16 protein-coding genes are annotated in these 17,220 nt (G+C 69.0%); 9 read left to right on the forward strand and 7 right to left on the reverse strand.

The annotated features are described in order from the left end of the window. Positions 1-12: 12 nt before the first annotated feature. From J0A90_RS13510 to J0A90_RS13520, 3 genes are read left to right on the forward strand one after another with little or no spacing between them, the layout of a single operon-like run. Positions 13-1,392, forward strand: a complete 1,380-nt coding sequence (locus tag J0A90_RS13510) for a glutamine synthetase family protein (protein WP_207036699.1) — start codon at positions 13-15, stop codon at positions 1,390-1,392. A gap of 50 nt (positions 1,393-1,442) precedes the next feature. Then, positions 1,443-2,828: an aldehyde dehydrogenase family protein gene (locus J0A90_RS13515; RefSeq protein WP_207036701.1), complete on the forward strand. Its 1,386-nt coding sequence runs from the start codon at positions 1,443-1,445 to the stop codon at positions 2,826-2,828. A 30-nt stretch (positions 2,829-2,858) separates the two neighbouring features. Further along, a complete protein-coding gene (locus J0A90_RS13520; protein ID WP_207036703.1) occupies positions 2,859-4,043 on the forward strand; it encodes an iron-containing alcohol dehydrogenase in 1,185 nt (394 codons plus the stop codon). A 37-nt stretch (positions 4,044-4,080) separates the two neighbouring features. Here J0A90_RS13520 and J0A90_RS13525 read toward each other — a convergent pair whose 3' ends face one another. Continuing rightward, entirely contained in the window at positions 4,081-4,611 is a 531-nt protein-coding gene (locus tag J0A90_RS13525; protein ID WP_370635786.1) for a chorismate lyase, read from the reverse strand. 193 nt (positions 4,612-4,804) lie between these two features. Between J0A90_RS13525 and J0A90_RS13530 the strand changes: the two genes are divergently transcribed. From J0A90_RS13530 to J0A90_RS13540, 3 genes are all read left to right on the forward strand, one after another. Continuing rightward, positions 4,805-5,968, forward strand: a complete 1,164-nt coding sequence (locus tag J0A90_RS13530; protein WP_207036705.1) for an FAD-dependent oxidoreductase — start codon at positions 4,805-4,807, stop codon at positions 5,966-5,968. A gap of 185 nt (positions 5,969-6,153) precedes the next feature. Next, on the forward strand, positions 6,154-6,429 hold the full coding sequence (locus J0A90_RS13535; RefSeq protein WP_035472794.1) for an HU family DNA-binding protein: 276 nt from the start codon (positions 6,154-6,156) through the stop codon (positions 6,427-6,429). Between the two features lie 110 nt (positions 6,430-6,539). Then, entirely contained in the window at positions 6,540-6,896 is a 357-nt protein-coding gene (locus J0A90_RS13540) for a hypothetical protein (RefSeq protein ID WP_035472797.1), read from the forward strand. Between the two features lie 119 nt (positions 6,897-7,015). Here J0A90_RS13540 and J0A90_RS13545 read toward each other — a convergent pair whose 3' ends face one another. From J0A90_RS13545 to trpB, 4 genes are all read right to left on the reverse strand, one after another. Further along, the gene (locus J0A90_RS13545) at positions 7,016-7,621 is read right to left on the reverse strand and encodes a YceI family protein (RefSeq protein ID WP_207036706.1); all 606 of its coding nucleotides are present in this window, start codon (positions 7,619-7,621) and stop codon (positions 7,016-7,018) included. Between the two features lie 104 nt (positions 7,622-7,725). After that, complete coding sequence (locus tag J0A90_RS13550; RefSeq protein ID WP_370635787.1) at positions 7,726-8,439, reverse strand: pirin family protein; 714 nt, start codon at positions 8,437-8,439, stop codon at positions 7,726-7,728. Between the two features lie 120 nt (positions 8,440-8,559). Beyond that, positions 8,560-9,372, reverse strand: a complete 813-nt coding sequence (gene trpA, locus J0A90_RS13555; protein WP_207036707.1) for a tryptophan synthase subunit alpha — start codon at positions 9,370-9,372, stop codon at positions 8,560-8,562. Then, complete coding sequence (gene trpB / locus J0A90_RS13560; RefSeq protein WP_207036708.1) at positions 9,369-10,577, reverse strand: tryptophan synthase subunit beta; 1,209 nt, start codon at positions 10,575-10,577, stop codon at positions 9,369-9,371. Before trpB ends, trpA begins: the two co-directional genes overlap by 4 nt. A 150-nt stretch (positions 10,578-10,727) precedes the next feature. On the opposite strand from trpB, the gene J0A90_RS13565 reads away from it, so the two are divergent. Then, the gene (locus tag J0A90_RS13565) at positions 10,728-11,633 is read left to right on the forward strand and encodes a LysR family transcriptional regulator (protein ID WP_207036709.1); all 906 of its coding nucleotides are present in this window, start codon (positions 10,728-10,730) and stop codon (positions 11,631-11,633) included. 27 nt (positions 11,634-11,660) lie between these two features. Here the strand turns inward: J0A90_RS13565 and J0A90_RS13570 are convergent, their stop codons facing one another. Together J0A90_RS13570 and J0A90_RS13575 are read right to left on the reverse strand one after the other, a co-directional pair. Then, on the reverse strand, positions 11,661-12,563 hold the full coding sequence (locus tag J0A90_RS13570; protein WP_207036710.1) for an oxygenase MpaB family protein: 903 nt from the start codon (positions 12,561-12,563) through the stop codon (positions 11,661-11,663). Beyond that, positions 12,560-13,705: a DUF4105 domain-containing protein gene (locus J0A90_RS13575; RefSeq protein ID WP_207036711.1), complete on the reverse strand. Its 1,146-nt coding sequence runs from the start codon at positions 13,703-13,705 to the stop codon at positions 12,560-12,562. Before J0A90_RS13575 ends, J0A90_RS13570 begins: the two co-directional genes overlap by 4 nt. Positions 13,706-13,977: 272 nt before the next feature. On the opposite strand from J0A90_RS13575, the gene yccS reads away from it, so the two are divergent. Together yccS and J0A90_RS13585 are read left to right on the forward strand one after the other, a co-directional pair. After that, positions 13,978-16,116 carry a YccS family putative transporter gene (gene yccS, locus J0A90_RS13580; protein ID WP_233076782.1) on the forward strand — a complete coding sequence of 713 codons (2,139 nt, stop codon included), beginning with the start codon at positions 13,978-13,980 and terminating at the stop codon, positions 16,114-16,116. 265 nt (positions 16,117-16,381) lie between these two features. Further along, entirely contained in the window at positions 16,382-17,209 is an 828-nt protein-coding gene (locus tag J0A90_RS13585; protein ID WP_207036712.1) for a DeoR/GlpR family DNA-binding transcription regulator, read from the forward strand. Positions 17,210-17,220: the final 11 nt, after the last annotated feature.

Here is a 17,220-nt window from a genome sequence, read left to right on the forward strand (position 1 = left end):
CGAGGAACGGCCATGAGTGACCAACAAGCCAGAAGCGTGCGCACCGCCGCCCAGGCGCGCGAACTCGTCGAGGCGCGCGGGCTGACCCACGTCAAGGTCGGCATGTTCGACATCGACGGCGTGATGCGTGGCAAGTACATGCAGCGCGACAAGTTCTTCGCCGCGCTGGAGAAGGGGTTTGCCTTCTGCGACGTGGTACTGGGCTGGGACAGCAAGGACGAGCTCTACGACAACGTCGCCTTCACCGGCTGGCATACCGGCTATCCGGATGCGCCGCTGCGGATCGTCCCCGAGAGCTGCCGCGAGGTGCCGTTCGAGGGCGACATGCTGCTGTTTTTGGCCGAGTTCGAGGGCGATGCCGGCCAGCTCTGCCCGCGCGGGCTGCTCAGGCGCGTGCTCGCCCGCGCCGAGGCGCAGGGGTTCGATGTCCTTGGTTCGCTGGAGTACGAATTCTTTCTGTTCCAGGAGACCCCGGAGTCGATCCGCGAGAAGGGCTATCGTGACCTCAAGCCGTTGACGCCGGACATGATGGGCTACTCGATGCTGCGCAGCTCGGTGCATGGCGAGCTCTACCACGACCTGCTGGCGCTGGCGGAGACCATGGATTTCCCCATCGAGGGGCTGCACACCGAAACCGGGCCCGGGGTGCTCGAGGCGGCGATCGGCGTCGACGACGCCCTGAACGCCGGCGACAAGGGGGCGCTGTTCAAGACCTTCACCAAGGTGTGGGCGCAGCGGCGCGGGCTGATGGCGACCTTCATGGCCAAGTGGTCGCCGGACTACCCCGGTCAGAGCGGGCATATCCATCTCTCGCTGCGCCATCGCGACGGCGACCGTTCGGCTTTCTTCGATGCCGACGCGGCCGATGGCATGAGCCAGATCCAGCGCCACTTCGTCGCCGGCCAGCAGCGTCTGATGCCGGAGCTGCTGGCGATGTTCGCGCCGACGATCAACAGCTATACCCGGCTGATTCCCGGCTTCTGGGCGCCCACCGATGCCACCTGGGGGGTCGAGAACCGCACCTGTGCGCTGCGCGTGATCCCCGGCTCACAGACATCTCAGCGGGTCGAGTATCGCCTCGGTAGCGCCGACGCCAATCCCTACCTGGCACTGGCTGCCGCGATCGGTTCCGGGCTCTACGGCATCGAGCAGGGGCTCGAACCGGAGGCGCCGGTCGCCGGCAATGCCTACGAACTCGAACACCCGGCATCGCTGGCGTTGCCGCGCACGCTGTGGGATGCCGCTAGCCGCCTGCGCGGCTCGGATGCCGCCCGCGAGCTGTTCGGTGATGCCTTCGTAGAGCACTTCGCCGCCACCCGCGAGTGGGAGGAGCGCCAGTTTCGTCGTCATATCACCGATTGGGAGTTGGCACGTTACTTCGAGATTATTTGAGCCCCCCGGGCACGACCGGGATAACGACACTTTCTGGGTGGGAGCAGCGCATGGCACGACAACACACGATTTCCCCCGTGGATGGCGGGGTCTATGTCGAACGCGAGCTGGCCGAGAAGGCGCAGATCGAAGCCTGCGTCGCCGACGCCGTGGCGGCGCAGCGGGCATGGCGCGAGACGCCGCTGGCCGAGCGCGCGCGGCTGTGTACGGCGATGGTCGATGCCTTCGTCGCGCGGCGCGATAAACTGGCCGAGGAGCTGACCTGGCAGATGGGGCGGCCGATCGCCGCTGCGGGGGGCGAAATCGGCGGTTTCGAGGAGCGCGCACGCGGCATGATCGCGCTCGCCGAATCGGCCCTGGCGCCGATCCGGCTGGCCGACAAGCCCGGCTTCACCCGCTATATCACCCGCGAGCCGCTGGGTGTATCGCTGATCGTGGCGCCGTGGAACTTCCCCTTCATGACCGCCGTCAATGCGGTGGTGCCGGCGATCATGGCCGGCAATACGGTGATCCTCAAACACTCGGCGCAGACGCCGCTTTGCGCGGAGCGTATCCATGAAGCCTTTCAGGCCGCCGGACTGCCCGAAGGGGTGTTTCAGTTCCTGCATCTGGCGCACGCCGATACCGAAGCGCTGATTCGCGATTCCCGCATCGCTCACGTCTCCTTCACCGGGTCGGTGGCCGGCGGCGAGATGGTCGAGCGCAATGCCGCCGGGCGCTTTATCGCCACCGGGCTCGAACTGGGCGGCAAGGACCCGGCCTATATCCGCGCCGACGTCGACCTCGATGCCGCCGTGCCGGCGGTGATGGATGGTGCCTTCTTCAACTCGGGGCAGAGCTGCTGCGGCATCGAGCGCATCTATGTCCACCGCGACATTGCCGAGGCCTTCGTCGAGCGCGCGGTGGCCTGGGTGCGCGAGCTTCGGCTGGGCAACCCCACCGACCCGCAGACCACGCTGGGGCCGCTGGTACGGCCGGCAGCGGCCGACTTCGTGCGCGGCCAGATCGAGGCCGCGGTCGCCGCCGGCGCCAAGGCGTGGATCGACCCCGCTGACTATCCGCTGTCGGTGCCGGGCAGCGCCTATCTGGCGCCCCAGGTGCTCACCCAGGTGACCCACGAGATGGCGGTGATGCGAGAGGAGAGCTTCGGCCCGGTGGTGGGCATCATGACGGTGGCCGATGACGACGAGGCGGTGGCGCTGATGAATGACAGCGCGTTCGGCCTCACCGCCGCCGTGTTCACCCGCGATCTGGCCGTGGGTGAGGCGCTGGCCAAACGCCTGGACGCGGGTACCGTGTTCACCAACCGCTGCGACTATCTCGACCCGGAACTGGCCTGGACCGGGATCAAGCAGTCCGGGCGCGGCTGCTCGCTGTCGCAGGTCGGCTACGAGACGCTGACACGGCCGAAATCCTTCCACCTGAAGCACGCCTGAAACGCGGCGACCCCGTACAGGAGATCCGTCATGAGTGACTTCGATCACGCACGCTATACCGCGAACTGGAACTACCCCACGCCCATCCGCATCGGCGCCGGGCGGGCCGAGGAGCTACCCGACGCCTGCCGGGCGCTGGGCATGCGCGCGCCGCTGTTGATCACCGACCCCGGACTGGCGGCGTTGCCGATGGTCGAGCAGGCGCTCACGCGCTGCCGCGAGGCGGGGCTGGCGGTCGAGGTGTTCAGTCAGATTCAGGGCAACCCCACCGGGGCCAACGTCGCGGCCGGCGTGGCCGCTTTCCGCGCCGGTGACCACGACGGCGTGATCGCCTTCGGCGGCGGTTCGGGGCTGGACGCGGCCAAGGCGGTGGCGCTGATGGCGCGCCAGCCCGAGTCGCTGTCGCTGTGGGCGCTGGAGGATCGCGGCGACAACTGGCGCCAGGCGGATGCCGACGCCGTGCTGCCGGTGGTGGCGGTGCCGACCACCGCCGGCACCGGCTCGGAGGTCGGGCGCGCCTCGGTGATCACCGACGCCGAGACCCAGGTCAAGCGGATCATCTTCCATCCGCGCATGCTGCCCGGCGCGGTGATCCTCGACCCGCTGCTGACCCGTGAACTGCCGCCGGGGCTCACCGCCGCCACCGGCATGGACGCGCTCTCCCACTGTCTCGAAGCGTGGTGCGCGCCCGGGTATCACCCCCAGGCCGAGGGCATTGCGGTGGAGGGTATGCGGCGTATCCGCGATGCGCTGCCGCGGGCCTATCTGAACGGCGACGATCTCGCCGCACGCAGCGACATGCTGGTGGCGTCGATGATGGGGGCGACCGCCTTCCAGCGCGGGCTGGGCGCGATGCACGCGCTGGCGCATCCGCTGGGGGCGCTGTTCGATGCCCACCATGGCATGCTCAATGCGGTGCTGATGCCCTACGTGCTGCGCGCCAATACCCGCGCGATCGGCGAGCCGATGGTGCGCCTGGCGCGCTATCTCGACCTGCCGCAGCCGGGGGTCGCTGCGGTGATCGATTGGGTATTGGATCTGCGTGAGCGCCTGGGCATTCCCCATACGCTGAGCGCGCTGGGCATCGACGACAGCCATGCCGAACGGGTCGGGCAGATGGCGGTGGAGGACCCCTCCGCCGGGGGCAATCCGATTGCTTTCGACGCGGCGACCTACCGCAGGATCTTCGAGGCGGCCCTCGCCGGGCGGCTGTAGGCGGTGAGCGGGGGCTCACACAGTCCGGAAGCCGGGCTCACCCCGCGGGCGGCAGCGCCAGGTCGGCGGCCATCTGCCTCAGGAAGCGTTCCTGCACCAGCAGTTGGATGCGGCCGTGGCGAAAGCGCGAACGGCGCAGCCAGACGCCGGCAGGGTCCGCACTCAGCTCGATCGGCCCGCGTTCGAGATCCGGTTGGGCGAACAGCCAGCTGCCCAGCGAGCGCTCGCCCAGGGCGCGCAGGCTGCGGCAGCCGCCGCGGGTCAGCGGCGCCACCGAGCGCGCCGCGACCCAGGGGCGCTCGCCGCTCATCAGCAGCACCTCGCGAATCCAGGCTACGCGGCCCGGCGCCAGGCCCAGCGCCTGGGCTTCGTCGCGTCGCGGCACGCCGATGCCCTCATCGAGCAGGCGGACGCGAAAAGGCCGCGGCGAGGCGGCGATCAGACGCGCGGTGAGCGAATCGGTCGAGGCGACCCAGCGCCACCAGCGCGGGTCCATCACCGGTCGCCAGGCGGCGGCCGGGCTCCAGCGCCGCAGCGGCGGCGTGGTCTGCCAATGGCTCGCAGCCACGGCGGTAGGCGCCGAGGGGCTGGCATCCGTAGACCGGGTATCCGTAGCGCTTGAGCGCACGCGACTGGGCAGGCGAAGGGATGAAGATGAGGACACGCACGACTCCGGACAGGACTGGCCGCGAGGGCCCGGGCGCGGCGGCCCTGGGGCGGCGTAGTGTATCATGGGGCCATTCCGCGACCGAGAGGAAGGCATGAGTGCGCCCCTGACGATCATCGGCACCGGCATGGCCGGCCTGGGCCTGGCCCGTGCGATACGCAGCCGCGACCCCCACCGCGCGCTGACCCTGATCACCGCCGACAGCGGCGATGAGTACGCCAAGCCGCTGCTCTCGAGTGCCTTCACCAAGGGCCAGAGTGCCGCGGCGCTGGCCCAGCGCGACGCCATCGGGGTGGCCGATGCGCTTGGCGCCACCCTGCGCTGCCATACCCCGGTCGACGCGATCGACCCGCGCCAGCGCACGCTGTGGCTGGGCGCCGAGCGCCTGCCCTACGCGCAACTGGTGCTGGCCACCGGCGCGGCGCCGTGGCAGCCGTTCGCAACCCCCGAGGGGCTCGCCGGGCGGGTCTTCCAGGTCAACGATCTCGATGACTACCGGCGTTTTCGCGCCGCCCTCGAGCGCCATCCCGGACAACCGGCCCGAGTGGCCATCGTCGGCGCCGGGCTGGTGGGCTGCGAGTTCGCCAACGATCTCCACGCCGGCGGTCATCGGGTCGCGCTGATCGCCCCGGAGCCGGCGCCGCTGCCACGGCTACTGCCGCCACCGCTGGGGCGGGCGCTGGCCGAGGCGTTCGCTGCAGCCGGTATCGCCGGCTACTTCGAGCGCCAGGTGCAGGCGCTCGAACCCAGTGACGGCGGCGTGTCGCTGACGCTCGACGACGGTGAGCGCTTCGCTGCCGATCTGGTCCTGGTGGCCACCGGGCTGCGCCCGCGCACCGCGCTGGCCGCCGCCGCCGGGCTGCAGACCGGCCCCGCGGGCATTCTCACCGACCGCTATCTGCAGACCAGCGACCCGCACATTCATGCGCTCGGCGACGTCGCTTGCGTCGATGGCCTCAACGCCATGTACGTACAGCCGCTGCAGGCCAGCGCCAAGGCGCTGGCCGCCACGCTCACCGGCACGCCGACGGCGGTCGCCTATGGCGCCTGGCCGGTGATGGTCAAGACCGCGCTGCTGCCGATCGCCGCGCTGGTGCCGCGGGAGACCCCGGCGCGCTGGCGCATCGACGGCGAGGCGGGGGATTTCAGCGCCGTGGCCGAGGATGCCGCCGGGCGGCTGATCGGATTCGCCCTGACCGGCGCCTGCGTTCGGCGCAAAGTCGAACTGGCGCGGGCGGCACCGCCGTTGCTAGGCTAGCAGCGGTGGTCGGGCGCGAACGGCAAATGCTCATGTAAGGCTTTACAAACCGCGTCGAGAGCTGCCTATTATGCGCTGGGGGCGCGCCGACCCGACTGGCGCGCCCCGATAACAACAGCGCTTAGGAATCGCGAGGCGTCGCTATCCGCGACCTCGCCCCAGTAGAGCCAAACAAGGAGGGCTTTATGCGTAAGCCAGAACTCGCCGCGGCGATCGCCGAGCGTGCGGATCTTTCCAAGGACAAAGCCAGCCAGGTACTCAACGTCATCCTCGATGAGATCACCGGCACGGTATCTAAGGGCAGTGACGTCACGCTGATCGGCTTCGGCTCGTTCACCGTGCGCGAGCGTGCCGCCCGCACCGGCAAGAACCCGCAGACCGGCAAGCCGCTGAATATTCCCGCCAGCAAGACCGTGGCATTCAAGCCCGGCAAGGCGCTCAAGGACGCGGTTAGTAAGTAATCGCTGCCGCGACGGGCTCGACGCCTGACGGCGAGTGGCCATCGATGACCGATCCCCCGTCACCGGGCGGGTCGGCATTTCTTTCTTGACCTGACGGCTTGCGAGGGCGCATGAAGCTCAAGTTGATGCTGTGGTGGCTGGGCGTGATGTTGAAGCGTACGCGTGCGCGCAAGCCCGAATTCCGTGAGGCCCTGACGCGTCTGAAGCGCTTCGATTGGGGCGTGGCGACCGAAGACCGAGCGATTGCTCGCCACTACCGGATGACGCCGGAGCGCGTCGACAGCCAGAGCGGGCTGCCGGTGGATCTCAATCTCGAACTGCGCTTTCGCGATGCCGACAGCGCCACTCATTTTCTGCGCAAGCCTTCCCAGCGCGCCTTCCGCGAAGGCCTGTTCGACGGACGTCTGCGCCTGGTCGGCGATTCGCGCGATCTGGAGCGGTTGCAGAGTCTGCTCAAATATTTATAGCAGGCCTAGTTCGAGTACGACTGGCCTGTAAGACGCTCGACCGACCTGCACAAGGCCCCCGACGCTTTCGCGTTCGGGGGCCTTTCGCGTTCTGGGCCTTGCCCACGTAGACGCGGGTATCAGCTATCGCTGCCGCCGGCCTCGGCTTCGCTCGAGATACGGATATGGATCGCGTCGCTGACGTTGGGCACGTACTGGTCGAGGCCGTAGTCGCTGCGCTGAATGGTCGTCTCGGCGTCGAAGCCGAGCGCCGGTACCTTGGCCATGGGGTGCTCGCCGACCTGGTTGAGGGTGGCGTGGAGTACCGCCGGATGGGTCACACCCTTGATGGTCAGCTTGCCGTGCACGTCGTAGTGATCGTCGCCGGTGGCCTCGATGCTTGTGCTCTCGAAGGTCGCCTCGGGATACTGCGCGACGTCGAAGTAGCTCTCTCCCAGAAACTCCTTGTTCAGCGCCGGCACGCGCGTATCCACCGTCTTCACCGGGATGCTCACCGTCACGCTGGAGTCGGCGATGTCGTCGCGGTCGAAGTGGATCGTGCCCTTGACGTCGGAGAAGCTCGCCGTGGGATGGGAGAAGCCGAAGTGGCTCCACGAGGCCACCACGCTGGTGTGGCTCGGGTCCATCTGGTAGGTCACGCTATCGGCCAGGGCGCTTAAGCTGGCGGTGCCGGCGAGCAGGGCAGCGGTCAGGGTCAGGGATTGGCGCAGGTTGCGATAGGGCATCTTGTCACTCCAGAGATAAGAACATCAGATCTTGGGTAGCACACGCCTCGAGGCGCGTGCACTTCTCACTGACGGTCGACGCGGCCGCGCCGACCGCCGTCGAATCAGGCCGCGTCGATCACCGGCAGGTCGAATACCAGCACCTCGGCGTCCTCGCCCTGTTCCAGCGTCAGCGTCGGCTCGTCGGTCAGCATCAGCGCATCGCCGCCCGCCAGCCGGATGCCGTTGACCGTCAGCGCGCCACGCACCAGATGCACGTAGGCCTGGCGCTGTGCGCCCAGCGCCAGTTCGGCGCGCTCGTCGCCATCGAGCAGCGAGGCGTAGATGAAGGCGTCCTGCTGCAGCGTGAGCGAGCCATCGCGGCCGTCCGGCGACAGGATCAGGCACAGCCGGCCGCGCTTGTCGGCGGCGTCGAAATCCTTCTCGGCATAGCGCGGTTCGAGGTTGCGCGCGCGCGGGAACAGCCAGATCTGCAGGAAATGCACCGGCTCGCTGGCAGAGTGGTTGAATTCGCTGTGCTCGACCCCGCTACCGGTGGTCATGATCTGCACCCGGCCGGGGCCGATCGCCGAGCCGTTGCCCAGGGTGTCACGGTGGGCCAGCTCGCCGCTGAGCACGTAGGAGAAGATCTCCATGTCGCGATGACCGTGCTGGCCGAAGCCCTGCCCCGGCGCCACGCGGTCTTCGTTGATCACCCGCAGGACGCTGAAGTGGACGTGCCGCGGGTCGTGGTAGCCCGCGAAGGAGAACGAATGGAAGCTCTTGAGCCAGCCGTGGTCGGCATAGCCGCGTTCGTCGCTGCGTCGAATCGTCAACATGGCGTCTCTCCTGAAAGAGGGCCGACACCCGGGTCGGCACCGTTGGAGAGAGTCTAGATTCTATTTTTTGGTATAAAAGCGCGTTTTGTCGCCTGTTTCATCCTATTCAATAGAATGGTCTCAGCGGTGCGTTCTCTCCGCCAATTCACGCACCAGCGCCAGGGCGGCTGCCTGCCCCTGTGTCTCCAGGCGCTCGACCAGAGCGCTACCCACCACCACCGCGTCGGCCACCGCGGCGACCGCGGCCGCGGCGTCACCATCGCGGATACCGAAGCCCACTGCCAGCGGCAAGGGGGTGTGCTCGCGCAGCTGTGCCAGCGCCGTCTCGAGATCGCCGCTGGGGGCGCTGCCGGCGCGTCCGGTGATGCCGTTGTAGGCGATGCGGTAGACGAAGCCGTCACCCTGGGCGAGCAGTGCCGGCAGCCGTTCGGCCGGGGTGGTCGGGGCGACCAGCGGAATCCGCGCCAGACCCAGATCGCGGGCCCGGGCGGTGAAGGCGGCGCCGTGCTCCGGCGGCAGGTCGACCACGATCAGGCCATCCACCCCCGCTGCCGCGGCGTCGCCGAGAAAGCGCGTCTCGCCGTAGCACTGGATCGGGTTGAGATAGCCCATCAAGACCAGCGGGGTGGCGGTGTCCTGGCGCCGGAACTCGCGCACCATATCGAGGGTGCCGGCCAGGGTCTGGCCGTCGCCCAGCGCGCGCTGGCCGGCGCGCTGGATCGCCTCGCCGTCGGCCATGGGGTCGCTGAACGGCATGCCCAGCTCGATGATATCGGCGCCGGCGGCGGGCAGCTCTGCCAGCAGTGCCTGACTGCTGGCGCGGTCCGGGTCGCCGGCCATGACGTAGGTCACCAGCGCGGCGCGCCGTTGTGCCTGGCAGGTGGCGAAGCGCGCTGCGAGACGCGACGGCGGAGTGAGATCGTGCGGGCTCATGGGGTTGCCTCCTGCGCGGGTAGATGCTCGATGATGGTGGCCATGTCCTTGTCGCCACGGCCGCTCAGGCAGACCACCACGGACGCCTCGGGCGGCAGCTCGGCGGCGACTCGGGTTGCCTCGGCCAGCGCGTGGGCCGACTCCAGCGCCGGCAGGATACCCTCCAGACGGCAGCACAGCGCGACCGCGGCCAGCGCTTCGCTATCGGTGACGCTGACATAGCGCGCGCGGCCGCTGTCGTGGAGCCAGGCGTGCTCGGGGCCGATGCCGGGATAGTCGAGCCCGGCGGAGATCGAGTGGGCATCCTGGATCTGGCCGTCGGCGTTCTGCAGCAGATAGGTGCGGTTACCGTGGAGCACCCCGGGGCTGCCGCCGTTCAGGCTGGCGGCGTGGCGCCCGCTCTCGATCCCTTCACCGCCGGCCTCGACGCCGATCAGCGCCACCGGGTCATCGAGGAAGGCGTGGAACAGCCCCATGGCGTTGGAGCCGCCGCCGACACAGGCGATCAGGCTGTGGGGCAGGCGTCCGGTCTTCTCGACGATCTGCGCCCGCGCCTCGCGGCCGATCACCGACTGGAAGTCGCGCACCATGCGCGGATAGGGCGCCGGGCCTGCCACCGTGCCGATCACGTAGAAGGTGTCATCGACGCTGGCGACCCAGGCGCGCAGGGCCTCGTTCATGGCGTCCTTGAGCGTCGCGGTGCCGTTTTCCACCGCCACGATCCGGGCCCCGAGCAGGCGCATGCGCTGCACGTTGGGCTGCTGACGGTGGATGTCCTTGGCGCCCATGTAGATGGTGCAGGTCATGCCCAGACGTGCCGCCACCGTGGCCACCGCCACCCCGTGCATGCCGGCGCCGGTCTCGGCGATCAGCCGGGTGCGCCCCATGCGCCGGGCCAGCAGCGCCTGGCCGAGGGCGTTGTTGATCTTGTGCGCGCCGGTATGGTTGAGATCCTCGCGCTTGAGATAGATCTGCGCGCCGCCGGCATGGGCGCTCAGCCGCTCGGCCAGGTAGAGCGGCGTGGCGCGGCCGACGTAGTCGCACTGCAGGGCTGCCAGCTCGGCGTTGAAGTCGGGGTCCTGACGAGCGTCGTCGTAAGCGGCTTCGATCTCACCGATCAGCGGCATCAGCGTTTCGGCGACGTAGCGCCCGCCGTAGCCGTCGCTACCGCCGAAAAAGCCGTTTCTATCGGGATAGTCAGTCATTGCGGGGGCTCCGGTTGGCATCATGGCGTCCACGTTAGCCTGGTGCGGGCCCGGAAAAAATCGATAAACTCTCGCCGACCTGTGAGTAAAACTCACAATAGAATGCCCGCGAGAACCTCGTGGGCGAGCCCGTCGACCGCGAGGATCGTCATGGCGCCAATCTCGTCACTCCCGTCGCTCAATGCGCTGCGCGCCTTCGATGCCGTGGCCCGGCTGGGCAGCGTCACCGCCGCCGCCGAGGCGCTGCATGTCACCCATGGTGCGGTCAGTCGCCAGCTGCGCACGCTCGAAGCCCACTTCGGCACGTCGCTGTTCGACAAGTCGGGGCGCGGGCTCGTGCTCACCGCCCATGGCCGCCTGCTGCAGCCGTCGATCCGTGAGGCTTTCGCCCGGCTCGGCGAGGGCTGCGCCGCGCTCTCCCGCGAGCTCGCAAGCCAACCCTTCACCCTGGCCTGCCCCGGCAGCCTGCTGGCGCGCTGGCTGATTCCGCGGCTCGACCGGCTCAACGCGGATCTGCCCGCGCTGCGTCTGCGCGTGGTCTCCAGCGAAGGGGAGCTCGATCCGCGGCGCGAGGATATCGATGCCACGCTGCGCTTCGCCGCACCGCCGTGGCCGGCGGATATCGCGGTGTTTCCGCTCCAGGCCGAGCGTATCGTCGCCGTGGCCACACCGGCGGTGTGGGCGCACACGTCTCACGCGACGGCCGATGCGATGCTGGGGGAGGCCACCCTGCTGGATACCGCCTCACGGCCGCAGGCGTGGCCGCAGTGGGCCGCGGCGCTGGGCGCCGAGCCGGTGACGCTGGCCGCGGCACGTGCGCGCGGGCGCACCTTCGAGCATCTCTACTATCTGCTGGAGGCGGCGCTGGCGGGGCTGGGGGTGGCGATCGCCCCCGAGCTGCTGGTGGCGAACGATCTGGCCCAGGGGCGGCTGGTAGCGCCCTGGCCGGCACAGGAGACCGATGCCGCACTGGGGCTGTGGCTCGCCCCGGGGCGTGAGCGGAGCCGCGGCGAAAGTCTGGCGAACTGGCTGGCTAGAGAGCTGGCAGCGGGCTGACGCACCGGGGGCGCGTGCCAACGACGCTCAGCGCGGCTGGCGCGCCTGCTCACGGGCCTGCATGCGCTCCATGGCGCGGCGGTAGGAGCCGTTGCGCACCGCCCAGCGCATCACCGGGGCGAGGGTGCGGATTCCGCCACGCACCGCGCGGCGTTCGGGCGCGGCGAGTTCGAGACTCAGCAGGGTGGCGGCCCAGGGCGGCAGCAGGTCGATGCCGGCGCGCATGAACAGCGCCCCCACCGGCTTGACCAGCGGGCTTGGCGGCAGCGCGTGGAGCAGAATCTCGGTCACCTCGCGGGTGCGCGCATCGCACACCAGATAGCGGCGCTGGTGTTCGAGGTAGGCATCCACCGCCGCGCGGCTGGTGGGCACCTGGGTCGCACCCAGCGCCTCGGCCACGCGGGCGGTCTCGGCGAAGTAGCGGTCCTGCTCGGCAAGCGACAGGCGCGGATTGCGATAGCGCAGGTGGGCAGCGAGAAAGCGGCTCATCTCGGCCACATGGACCCAGGTGAGCAGCGCCGGGTCGCTGGCCGCATAGGCGCGGCCATCCGCGGTCGTCCCCTCCACCTCGGCATGCACCCGGCGCACCCGCTCGAGCAGGCGTTCGGCGTCGTCGTGGGAACCGAAGGTGGTCACCGCGATGAACTGGCTGGTGCGGCGCAGGCGGCCGATCATGTCGTGGCGGAAGTTGGAGTGGTCCCACACCCCGGCCAGCGCCAGCGGGTGCAGCATCTGCAGCAGCAGGGCGCTGATGCCGCCGCACATCATCGAGGTGAAGTCGCCGTGCACCCGCCAGGCCACGGTATCGGGGCCGAACAGCCCCGGGTCGCCCTTGGGCTGGGTGTAATCGACCCCGCCCAGAGTGCGCCCGGTCAAATGGCTGATGCGCTTCTCGATGGCATCGCGCAATGGCGTGAACGGTGCGCTCATGGAGATCGCTCGGGGGTGTCGACGGCGGGCGGCGTGGCACTCGGCACGCCGTCGCGGATGGCCCGGGAGAAGGCCAGGCTGCCCGCGGCGTAGGGCACCGCCCGGGCGCGCGGGTCGATATAGCCGCGCTGGCGCAGTGTCTCCAGCGCCACCCCCGGGGCCAGGCCGCCGACATCGTGGACATAGCCGGGCAGATAGCCGGAGAGGATCAGCCGTTGGTCGCGCGGCAGGCCGTCGACGATCCGGGCGACCATGTCGAAGACGATGGTGGTGCAGTTGCTGGTCAGGGTGTTGTAGAACGCGGGCTCCGCGTGCAGCCGTTCGGCCTCGTCGAGATAGGCCAGGAACAGCTCGCGCCGGGCCTGCGGGGTCAGCCCCACGCTGTAGAGGTAGACGTCTTCGCCGCGCACATTGCTGCGCAGGCGCAGGATATCGTTCTCGTCGGCGGCGATCAGATTGAGTTCGAACTGCTTGAAGAAGCCGCCGGCGATCGAGAACGCCTCGTTCCGCTCGCGGCGGATCTCCACCGAGAAGGTGAGGTGGCGGCCATCGGCGAAGCCGAAGCTGACCAGGGTGTGGGCGATCGCCGGGCCCATCCAGTAGGAGACGATCATGTCCACGCTCGCAAGCGTCGAGAGATCGTAGTCGCGGCTCTCCCAGCGCACGCGGGCGAGATCCGGGGTGAACCACTCGAAGTCGCGCACGTTGTCCAGGCGTACCCGGTCGCCGTGGCGCTCGACCACCAGCTGCCGCGCCACGTCCGGGGCCCAGTCGCGATCGTTGCGGGGCGTCAGCTGCTGCCACCAGATCACCACCGCCAGCAGTGCCAGGGCGAAGGCGAGGCGGGTGGCGAGACTCGCACGCTGCAGGCCGCGGTGGAGGGGCTGGCGAGCCGCGCTGCCGTGTGGCCGATAGCGGCGCCAGGCCGGGGCGAACAGGGCAGCGAGGCCAAGTGTCACCCACAGGGCGATGACCGCCAGCACCAGCAAATGCGGCCCCGGCAGCGCGAAGTGCAGCGCCAGGGCGCCCCAGACGATGACCAGCGCCAGCACCAGGGCGCGCAGGAGATGCCCCACACCACGCAGCAGTCGGCGCGTGCGGGAGTCGGGGGCGGTCACATGGCGGGATGGCGATCTGGGCATGGGCGGGTGCGGGTCCTCTGCTGGGGCCGCCCGGCATGACGGGCGCACCACGATGGTGCCGGAGTCCCGGCGTGGAGGGAAGCGCGAGGCGTTGCCGAGGGCGGGGCGAGAGGCGTTATACTAAAGTCTAATCCGGGTCTGTCCGCTGCCCCGACAGACTATCGTGTGATCATCACCATTTTGCTGGAGCCGCCGCAATCTCCGACTCGCTCTCCCACTCCCTGCGTCGCCTGTGGACCCTCGACAAGTTCGCCTACAGCCTGCGCGTATTCATGGCCTTCAGCGGCGCCATGGCGTTGAGCTGGCAGCAGGACCAGGTCGGACTCGCCATCCCGCTGTTCCTGGGCATCATCGCCAGCGCCCTGGCCGAGACCGACGATAGCTGGGAGGGGCGGGTCAGAGCGCTGCTGGTGACCCTGGGGTGCTTCTTCGTCGCCTCGCTCAGCGTCGAGATACTGTTTCCGTGGCCGTGGCTGTTCGCACCGGGTCTGGCGCTGTCGGCGTTCGTCCTGATCATGCTGGGTGCGGTAGAGCAGCGCTACGCCACCATCGCCTCGGCGACTCTGATCCTCTCTGTCTACTCGATGATCAATATCGAGCAGCACGGCGGGACCAGCGAGGATGTGTGGCGCCAGCCGCTGCTACTGGTGGCGGGTGCCGCGTGGTACGGGGTCATCTCGGTGGTGTGGTGTGCGCTCTTCTCGCGCCAGCCGGTGAAGCAGAGCATGGCCCAGCTCTATCGCGAGCTGGGCACCTACCTGATCATCAAGGCGACCCTGTTCGAGCCGCTGCGCGGGCTCGACGTGGAGGCGCGCCGGGTCGAGCTGGCGCGCCAGAACGGGCGCGTGGTGAGCGCGCTCAATCAGGCCAAGGAGATGATCTTCCGGCGTCTCGAAGGCCAGCGCACCAGCCGCAAGCTCAATCGCTATCTGCGTCTCTACTTCATCGCCCAGGATATCCACGAGCGCGTCAGCGCCTCGCACTACCCCTACTCGGCGCTGGCCGAGACCTTCTTTCATCACGACGTGCTGTTCCGCTGCCAGCGCCTGCTCGACCAGCAGGGGCGAGCGTGCAAGCGGCTGGCCAAGGCGCTGCTGCTGCGCCAGCCGTTCGATCACGGGTTGAGCGAGCAAGCGCTGGAGGATCTGCGCGCCTCGATCGTCTACCTGCGTGCCCAGCGCAACCCCGCCTGGACCCCGCTGTTGCGCTCGCTACAGGCGCTGGGGCGCAACCTGGCGACGCTGGAAGACCAGCTCTCGCGCGCCCACAACCCCGATATGGTCGCCGATCAGCAGGATGCCAGCCTGTTCAACCGCTCGCCGCGCAGCCTCAAGGACGCCTGGGAGCGGGTGCGCCTCAACCTGACCCCGGGCTCACCGCTGTTCCGCCACGCGCTGCGGCTCTCCACCGCGCTCTTGGTAGGCTACGGCGTGCTGCATCTGGTCCATCCCACCCAGGGGTTCTGGATCCTGCTCACCACGCTGTTCGTGTGCCGGCCCAACTTTGGCGCCACCCGGCGCTTTCTGTACCAGCGTATCGTCGGCACCGTGCTCGGGCTGGTGGCCGGCTGGGCGCTGATCAGCCTGTTCACCGACCCGCTGATGCAGTCGCTGATCGCGATCGCCGCCGGGGTGGTGTTCTTCGCCAATCGCGAGAAGCACTATGTGATCGCCACCGCTGCCATCACCACCCTGGTGCTGGCGAGCTTCAACCAGGTCGGCGACGGCTTCGACCTGATCCTGCCGCGCCTGATCGATACCCTGATCGGCGCGCTGATCTCCGGCCTGGCGGTATTCTTGATCCTGCCCGACTGGCAGGGGCGGCGGCTGCACAAGGTGGCCGCGGCGGCGCTGGCCAACAGCACCGCCTATCTGCGCGAGATCATTCATCAGTACGAGAGCGGCAAGCAGGACGATCTCGCCTATCGGCTGGCGCGGCGCAACGCCCACAACGCCGACGCTGCGCTCTCCACCGTGCTTTCCAACATGCTGCAGGAGCCGGGCCACTACCGGAAGAAGGATGCCGACGAGGGGTTCCGCTTCCTGGTCGCCTCGCACACCCTGCTGGGTTACCTCTCGGCGCTGGGGGCCCACCGCGGCAGCGTCAGCGCCAGCGCCCAGGATGCCGAGCTCTACGCTGCCGCGCGCACCCTGGCGGATCGCTTCGACGCGCTGGCGGCGCGGCTGGCCGCGCGCGAAACGCCTCCCGACCCCAAGGCCGTGCAGGCCGAACTGATGGCGGTGTTCGAGCGCGAGCCAACCAGCGCCCAGGACGACGCCGACGACGAGCGCCGCCTGATCCAGGGTCAGCTGTTGCACATCGCGCGCCAGCTGACGCCGCTGCACGACGCCGCCGAACGGCTGATCGCCCGGCCCGCCGAGAGCGCCTCGGGCACTTCCGCCCCGGCCTGAGGCCAGGCCGCGCGCTCACCCTGAGCATCCCGCGGGTTTTACATCGATCTCTCTCGCCGATGCTCTCGACTGCACTCGGCCTGTTCTTGGGCCTGTTCTTGGGCCTGTTCTTGGGCCTGGCCTGGGACCTGGCCTGACCTTGCACCTGGACTAACGTCGAGGGCGCCGGCGTTTGACTTCCGACGGCGCTGGAACGAGCATGAGTCCTTCTTGAGCATTTTTGTGAATTTTTCACAAAATGCATCATCTGCTCTCAGGGTGATTCGTGATTCCCAGCCAGCGCCGCCAGCAGCTGCTCGACCTGCTCGATACCCACAGCGTGCTCGGTATCGCCGAGCTCGCCACCCATCTGGCGGTCTCGCACATGACCGTGCGCCGGGATATCCAGCGTCTCGAGCAGGCTGGGCAGGTGCTCTCGGTCAGCGGCGGCGTGCGCCGGATCGCACCCCTTCATCGCGAGCCCGCCTGGCCGCTCAAGGCCGCCACCAACATCGCGGCCAAGCGCGCCATCGCCCGCCATGCCGCCTCGCTGGTCAAGCCGGGGCAGACCCTTTATCTGGATGCCGGGACCACCCTCTACGAGCTGGCGGCGCTGCTCACCGGCCACCACGAACTGTGCGTGATCACCAACAGCTTCCAGGTCAGCGCGCTGCTCGCCGACTACCCGCAGATCGAGCTGCACCACGCTGGCGGCCGGGTCGACCCCGACAACCACGCCACCGTGGGGCCGGCGGTGGCGGCCTATCTGAGCGGCGTCAATCTGGATCTGGCCTTCTTCAGCTCGTCCTCGTGGCATCTCGAACGCGGCCTGACCACGCCGGACGAGGCCAAGCTGGTGGTCAAGCAGCAGCTGCTGCACAGCGCCGCGCAACGGGTACTGCTCGCCGACAGCGCCAAGTACGGCCGCTTCGGGCGCTTTCGCGCCTGCTCGCTGGAGGCGTTCGATCTCATCGTCACCGACGATGCGCTACCGCCGCCGGCGCGCCAGGCGCTGGCCGAGCGCGGCATCGCGCTGAGCTGCGTGCCCGTCACCGAGCCCGCCGCCGCCGAAGGCGCTTTCCACCCTCACCCCGACCCGCTTCTCAACCGCTAGCCCAGGAGCCC

It is taken from the genome of Salinicola sp. DM10 (genome assembly GCF_017306975.2).
Classification (GTDB): domain Bacteria; phylum Pseudomonadota; class Gammaproteobacteria; order Pseudomonadales; family Halomonadaceae; genus Salinicola.